The sequence below is a fragment of the Streptomyces sp. NPDC043680 genome (assembly GCF_056436685.1).
The window spans coordinates 72,942-78,941 of the sequence record NZ_JBWKCE010000026.1 but is presented as its reverse complement, the minus strand read 5'-3'; the positions used below and the strand labels follow the sequence as shown (position 1 = coordinate 78,941).

At 70.9% G+C, this 6,000-nt stretch carries 6 protein-coding genes and 1 pseudogene; all 7 read right to left on the bottom strand.

Going from position 1 to position 6,000, the window contains the following annotated elements; all coding sequences use genetic code 11:
• Positions 1-185, bottom strand: a pseudogene (locus AC0666_RS31880) (sulfate ABC transporter substrate-binding protein); the annotation flags it as partial.
• 210 nt (positions 186-395) lie between these two features.
• Positions 396-1,745, bottom strand: coding sequence for a sulfate adenylyltransferase subunit 1 (locus AC0666_RS31875; protein ID WP_361711721.1), 1,350 nt, complete (start codon positions 1,743-1,745; stop codon positions 396-398).
• A gap of 2 nt (positions 1,746-1,747) precedes the next feature.
• Entirely contained in the window at positions 1,748-2,689 is a 942-nt protein-coding gene (cysD, locus tag AC0666_RS31870) for a sulfate adenylyltransferase subunit CysD (RefSeq protein ID WP_361711719.1), read from the bottom strand.
• Complete coding sequence (gene cysC / locus AC0666_RS31865; RefSeq protein ID WP_361711717.1) at positions 2,686-3,231, bottom strand: adenylyl-sulfate kinase; 546 nt, start codon at positions 3,229-3,231, stop codon at positions 2,686-2,688. The genes cysD and cysC overlap by 4 nt, the downstream gene beginning before the upstream one ends.
• A 44-nt stretch (positions 3,232-3,275) precedes the next feature.
• On the bottom strand, positions 3,276-3,983 hold the full coding sequence (locus AC0666_RS31860; RefSeq protein ID WP_468973257.1) for a phosphoadenylyl-sulfate reductase: 708 nt from the start codon (positions 3,981-3,983) through the stop codon (positions 3,276-3,278).
• Complete coding sequence (locus AC0666_RS31855; protein WP_361711715.1) at positions 3,980-4,159, bottom strand: hypothetical protein; 180 nt, start codon at positions 4,157-4,159, stop codon at positions 3,980-3,982. Before AC0666_RS31855 ends, AC0666_RS31860 begins: the two co-directional genes overlap by 4 nt.
• On the bottom strand, positions 4,156-5,847 hold the full coding sequence (locus tag AC0666_RS31850) for a nitrite/sulfite reductase (RefSeq protein ID WP_468973260.1): 1,692 nt from the start codon (positions 5,845-5,847) through the stop codon (positions 4,156-4,158). Before AC0666_RS31850 ends, AC0666_RS31855 begins: the two co-directional genes overlap by 4 nt.
• Positions 5,848-6,000: the final 153 nt, after the last annotated feature.

The following is a 6,000-nucleotide window of genomic DNA, read 5'->3' as shown; positions in this document are numbered from 1 at the left end:
CGGACCTCGGAAGCGGAGAGCTTCTTGCCCTCGGCGGCGGCGGGAGCGGCGGACGCCTTCGAGTCTTCCTTCACGGCCTCGGAACCGTAGCCGCACGAGGCGAGCGCACCGATCAGGAGCGGCAGGGCGGCAGCGGCGGAGACACCGCGGCGCAGGGTCTTGCGGGTGAGGCGGGTGGCAGGCACGAGGGCTTCCTCTCGTGGCGTCAACTCATGACGCACGTCTTCGTTTACGGAGCAACTGCGGATACGGCTCGTGGGAGGTGAGGGCGCGCGAGCGGTGCGCGTACGTCATCGCGCACATCGCGCCACCCCTCCCTGGCCGCTGCCGAGGCGGCCGCTGCCCACGCGCCCGCCCTCCTTGGCGAAGGTGGCGTAGAGGTCGGCATGCATGATCTAGAAGTCCCAGCCTTCCTCGTCCGCCTGAACGGTGGTCGCGGCCTGGGAGGCGAAGGACTCGCCGGCCATGCCCGCCGCCAGGGTGGTGCCGTCGGCCGGGTCGATCAGCAGGAAGGACCCGGTGCGGCGCGAGTCGGCGTACGCGTCGAGCGCGAGCGGCTCGGCGGTGCGCACGACGACCCGGCCGATGTCATTGGCCACCAGCTGCCCCGGGTTCGGGTGCTGGGACAGGTCGTCCAGGGTCAGCCGCGAGGGGATCTCCTTGACGATCGCCTTGACCGTGCGCGTGGTGTGCTTGAGCAGCACCCGTGCGCCGACGGCCAGCGGCTGGTCCGCCACGTGGCAGACCGTCGCGACGACGTCCTGCGTGGTGGCCGGGGCGCTCGCGGTGGGCGCGATCAGGTCGCCCCGCGAGATGTCGATGTCGTCCGTCAGCCGCAGCGTCACCGACTGCGGCGCCCAGGCGATGTCCACGCTCTGCCCGAGCGCGTCGATGCCCTCGATGACCGAGGTCCGGCCCGACGGCAGGACGGTGACCGGCTCGCCGACCCGCAGCACGCCGGAGGCGATCTGGCCCGCGTAGCCCCGGTAGTCCGGGTGCTCCACGCTCTGCGGACGGATCACGTACTGCACCGGGAACCGCGCCGGGCAGGCCGTCAGGTCGTGGCTGACCGGGACGGTCTCCAGGTGCTCCAGCACCGTCGGGCCGCCGTACCAGTCCATGTGCGCGGAGGGCTCCACCACGTTGTCACCGGCCAGCGCGGAGATCGGTATCGCGGTGATCTCCGGGACGCCCAGGTCCGAGGCGTACGCGGTGAACTCCTCGGCGATCTTCGCGAAGACCGCCTCCTCGTAGCCCACCAGGTCCATCTTGTTCACGGCGAGGACCACGTGCGGCACCCGCAGCAGGGCGGCGACGGCCGCGTGCCGGCGGGTCTGCTCGATCACGCCGTTGCGGGCGTCGACGAGGACCACGGCCAGGTCGGCGGTGGAGGCGCCGGTGACCATGTTCCGGGTGTACTGCACGTGCCCCGGGGTGTCCGCGAGGATGAACCGGCGGCGCGCGGTCGCGAAGTAGCGGTACGCCACGTCGATGGTGATGCCCTGCTCCCGCTCGGCCCGCAGGCCGTCGGTCAGCAGCGCGAGGTCGGGGGCGTCCTGCCCGCGCTGCGCGGAGACGGCCTCGACGGCCTCCAGCTGGTCGGTCAGGACCGACTTGGAGTCGTGCAGCAGGCGCCCGACCAGGGTGGACTTGCCGTCGTCGACGGAGCCGGCGGTCGCGAAGCGCAGCAGCGTGGTCGCCGCGACGTCAGCGAAGTCGGCGAACTGCTCGGTGGTGGAGGTCATGGCTAGAAGTACCCTTCGCGCTTGCGGTCTTCCATCGCCGCCTCGGACATCTTGTCGTCGGCGCGGGTCGCCCCCCGCTCGGTGAGACGGGAAGCGGCGATCTCGGTGATCACGGCGTCCAGCGTGGTGGCGTCGGAGTCGACGGCACCGGTGCAGGACATGTCACCGACGGTGCGGTAGCGGATGAGACGCTTCTCGGGCGTCTCGCCCTCCTTCGGGCCGCCCCACTCGCCGGCCGTCAGCCACATGCCGTTCCGCTTGAACACCTCGCGCTCGTGGGCGAAGTAGATCTCCGGGAGCTCGATGCCCTCGCGGGCGATGTACTGCCACACGTCCAGCTCGGTCCAGTTGGACAGCGGGAACACGCGCACGTGCTCACCGGGCGCGTGGCGGCCGTTGTAGAGCTGCCACAGCTCGGGGCGCTGGCGGCGCGGGTCCCACTGGGAGAACTCGTCGCGCAGCGAGAACACCCGCTCCTTGGCGCGGGCCTTCTCCTCGTCGCGGCGGCCGCCGCCGAAGACGGCGTCGAACTTCAGCTGCTGGATCGCCTCGGTCAGCGGGACGGTCTGCAGCGGGTTGCGGGTGCCGTCGGGGCGCTCGCGCAGCTTTCCGGCGTCGATGTACTCCTGCACGGACGCGACGTGCAGGCGCAGCCCGTGCCGGGCCACCGTGCGGTCGCGGTACTCAAGGACCTCGGGGAAGTTGTGCCCCGTGTCCACGTGCAGCAGCGTGAACGGCACCGGGGCCGGCGCGAACGCCTTCAGCGCCAGGTGCAGCATGACGATGGAGTCCTTGCCGCCGGAGAAGAGGATCACCGGCTTCTCGAACTCGCCCGCCACCTCGCGGAAGATGTGCACGGCCTCCGATTCGAGGGCGTCCAGGTGCGTCAGCGCGTACGGCGCGTCCGCATCCGGCTCGGCGTGCAGGTGCGCGGCGGTGGTCATGCCAGACCCCTCTCGGTGAGCAGCGCGTACAGGGCCGAAGCCGACTCCTGCACGCTCTGGGTGTGCGACTCGATACGGAGGTCCGGGGACTCCGGCGCCTCGTACGGGTCGTCGACCCCGGTCAGACCGGAGATCTCGCCCGCGGCCTGCTTGGCGTACAGGCCCTTCACGTCCCGCTCCGAGCAGACCTCGACCGGGGTGGCCACGTGGACCTCCAGGTATGCGGTGCCCTCGGCGGAGTGCCGCTTGCGGACGGCCTCACGGCTGTCCGCGAACGGCGCGATCACCGGCACGAGCGCCTTGACGCCGTTGCTCGCGAGGAGTTCGGCGACGAAGCCGATCCGCTGCACGTTGGTGTGGCGGTCCTCCCGGGTGAAGCCCAGACCGGCGGAGAGGAACTCGCGGATCTCGTCTCCGTCGAGGACCTCCACGCGGTGGCCCTCGGCACGCAGCCGCTCGGCCAGCGCGTAGGCGATGGTGGTCTTGCCCGCGCTCGGCAGCCCGGTCAGCCACACGGTGGCGCCCTGGTCGCTCACGCTCATCGTTTTCGTCTCCGTCGGTTCGTTCACTGCTTCGGGATCGGTCATCAGCCGTGCAGTCCGCACTCGGTCTTCGCCCGGCCGGCCCAGCGGCCGGCCCGCGCGTCCTCGCCCTCCGCCACGCGGCGGGTGCAGGGGGCGCAGCCGACGGAGGCGTATCCGTCCATCAGCAGCGGGTTGGTGAGCACGCCGTGCTCCGCGACGTACGCGTCCACGTCGTCCTGCGTCCAGCGGGCGATCGGCGAGACCTTGACCTTCTGCCGCTTCGCGTCCCAGCCGACCACCGGGGTGTTCGCCCGGGTCGGGGACTCGTCGCGGCGCAGGCCCGTCGCCCAGGCCTCGTACGCGGTCAGGCCCTCTTCCAGCGGCTTGACCTTGCGCAGCGCGCAGCACAGGTCGGGGTCGCGGTCGTGGAGCTCGGGGCCGTACTCGGCGTCCTGCTCGGCGACCGTCTGGCGCGGGGTGAGGGTGATGACGTTGACGTCCATCACGGCCTCGACCGCGTCCCGGGTGCCGATGGTCTCCTCGAAGTGGTAGCCCGTGTCGAGGAAGACCACGTCCACGCCGGGGAAGGCGCGGGACGCCAGGTGCGCGACCACCGCGTCCTCCATGGAGGAGGTCACGGCGAACTTCCCGCCGAAGGTCTCGGCGGCCCAGGTCAGGATCTCCAGTGCGGAGGCGTCCTCCAGGTCCCGGCCCGCCTGCTCGGCCAGCGCCTTGAGTTCGTCCGCGCGCGTCTCGTGAGCGGTGGTCATCCCTCTTCCCCTCCAGTGGTGTCGCTGCGGAGTCCGCGGGCCAGCAGCCCGAGGTACTTCAGCTGGAAGGCTCGGTTGCAGGCCCTGCATTCCCAGGCGCCGTGGCCCTGTTCATGGGGGAACAGGTCCTCGTCGCCGCAGTACGGGCAGTAGAACGGTGCGGCGCGCTCGCTCACGAGAGGTCCTCGTCCTTGGCCCGGGTGACCCAGGCGGCGAAGCGCTCGCCGTCCTCGCGCTGCTCCTGGAAGCGGGTGACGACCCGCTCGACGTAGTCCGGCAGACCCGCCGAAGTGACCTTGAGGCCGCGGACCTTGCGGCCGAAGCCGGCCTCCAGGCCGAGCGCGCCGCCCAGGTGCACCTGGTAGCCCTCGACCTGCTCCCCGTTCTCGTCCAGGACCAGCTGGCCCTTGAGGCCGATGTCCGCCACCTGGATACGCGCGCACGCGTTGGGGCAGCCGTTGATGTTGATGGTGAGGGGCTCGGCGAAGTCCGGCAGGCGCCGCTCCAGCTCGTCGATCAGCGAGGCGCCGCGCGCCTTCGTCTCGACGATGGCGAGCTTGCAGAACTCGATGCCGGTGCAGGCCATGGTGCCGCGGCGGAACGGGGAGGGCTTGACCTGCAGGTCCAGCGCCTCCAGGGCCGCCACGACCGAGTCGACCTGCGCCTCCTCGACGTCGAGCACGATCATCTTCTGCTCGGCGGTGGTGCGCAGGCGGCCGGAGCCGTGCGTCTCGGCCACCTCCGCGATCTTGGTCAGGGTGGCGCCGTCGACGCGGCCGACCCGGGGCGCGAAGCCGACGTAGAAGCGGCCGTCCTGCTGCCGGTGGACGCCCACGTGGTCGCGCCACTGGCCGGTGGGCTGCGCGGGCGCCGGCCCGTCGGTCAGCTTCCGCTTCAGGTACTCGTCCTCCAGGACCTGGCGGAACTTCGCGGCGCCCCAGTCGGCGACGAGGAACTTCAGCCGGGCGCGGGTGCGCAGGCGGCGGTAGCCGTAGTCACGGAAGATCGAGATGACGCCCTCGTACACGTCCGGGACCTCGTCGAGCGAGACCCAGGTGCCCAGGCGCACGCCGAGCTTCGGGTTGGTCGAGAGGCCGCCGCCGACCCAGACGTCGAAACCGGGGCCGTGCTCGGGGTGGTCCACGCCGACGAAGGCGACGTCGTTGATCTCGTGGGCCACGTCGAGCAGCGGCGAGCCGGAGACCGCGGACTTGAACTTGCGGGGCAGGTTGGAGAAGGCCGGGTTGCCGACGATGCGGCGCTGGATCTCCTCGATGGCGGGCGTGCCGTCGATGATCTCGTCCTCGGCGATGCCGGCGACGGGCGAGCCGAGGATGACGCGGGGCGTGTCACCGCACGCCTCGGTGGTCGAGAGGCCGACGGCCTCCAGACGGCGCCAGATCTCCGGGACGTCCTCGATGCGGATCCAGTGGTACTGCACGTTCTGGCGGTCGGTGAGGTCGGCCGTCCCGCGGGCGAACTCCTCGGAGATCTCGCCGATCACGCGGAGCTGCTCGGTGGTCAGTCGGCCGCCGTCGATGCGGACGCGCAGCATGAAGTACTTGTCGTCCAGCTCCTCCGGCTCCAGGATCGCGGTCTTTCCGCCGTCGATCCCGGGCTTGCGCTGGGTGTAGAGGCCCCACCAGCGCATGCGGCCGCGCAGGTCGTTGGGGTCGATCGAGTCGAAGCCGGTCTTCGAGTAGATCGTCTCAATGCGTGTCCGCACATTGAGACCGTCATCGTCCTTCTTGAACTGCTCGTTGCCGTTGAGAGGGGTGTGGTGTCCAACGGCCCACTGACCCTCACCGCGGTGACGGCCGGACTTGCGGCGCGCGGCGGCGGGCGTTTCGGGGGTGGAGGCCATGACGGTACGTCCTTCTTCGGCGGCTCAAGGCAAGGGCAGGGGAGAGTGGTGGCGTGACCCCTGTGGCACGGGTGCCGCTGAGCAGGTGTGGCTGATTGCCGCCGTTTTCCGGTTGTGCCGGTGGTCAGGGCGGTCTTCGGCCGTCAGGGGACT

Coding starts and splice junctions, on each gene's coding strand:
- AC0666_RS31875 (WP_361711721.1), bottom strand. CDS start 1,745: ATGACCTCCACCACCGAGCAGTTCGCCGACTTCGCTGACGTCGCGGCG.
- cysD (WP_361711719.1), bottom strand. CDS start 2,689: ATGACCACCGCCGCGCACCTGCACGCCGAGCCGGATGCGGACGCGCCG.
- cysC (WP_361711717.1), bottom strand. CDS start 3,231: ATGAGCGTGAGCGACCAGGGCGCCACCGTGTGGCTGACCGGGCTGCCG.
- AC0666_RS31860 (WP_468973257.1), bottom strand. CDS start 3,983: ATGACCACCGCTCACGAGACGCGCGCGGACGAACTCAAGGCGCTGGCC.
- AC0666_RS31850 (WP_468973260.1), bottom strand. CDS start 5,847: ATGGCCTCCACCCCCGAAACGCCCGCCGCCGCGCGCCGCAAGTCCGGC.